We start from the raw sequence: 329 nt of genomic DNA, 5'->3' as shown, positions 1-329 counted from the left end.
ACGACCCAGATACCCACGCGCCAAACCCACACCCGCCACATAAAGCTCACCCACAACACCCGGCGGAACCACACGCAGCAACGAATCCAGCACATACACCCGCGTGTTACCGACGGGACGTCCGATCGGAACAGCCCCGGAGCGGGTGTCCTCAAGATCGATCCGCGTCCAGACGCTGTCGGCGCTGGCCTCGGAGAAGCCGTACGAATTCAGGAGCCGCGCGTCGGGAAACGCCTGCAGGAAACGGCGTGCCGTGGCGGGCGAAAGAGCCTCACCACTGCTGGTCCACATCGCCTCCCCGGCCCGGGGACCGAGCAGATCCTCCTCCA

The 329-nt window shown here is 65.7% G+C and carries 1 protein-coding gene; it reads right to left on the bottom strand.

Annotated features, from left to right (window positions below):
- The coding region (locus FKN01_RS32360) for an AMP-binding protein (RefSeq protein ID WP_143626202.1) at positions 1-329 on the bottom strand (329 nt) is incomplete at both ends.

Origin of the sequence: Streptomyces sp. 130, from assembly GCF_007096885.1 — a bacterium.
Lineage (GTDB): Bacteria > Actinomycetota > Actinomycetes > Streptomycetales > Streptomycetaceae > Streptomyces.
This window is presented reverse-complemented; position numbering and strand designations above follow the sequence as displayed.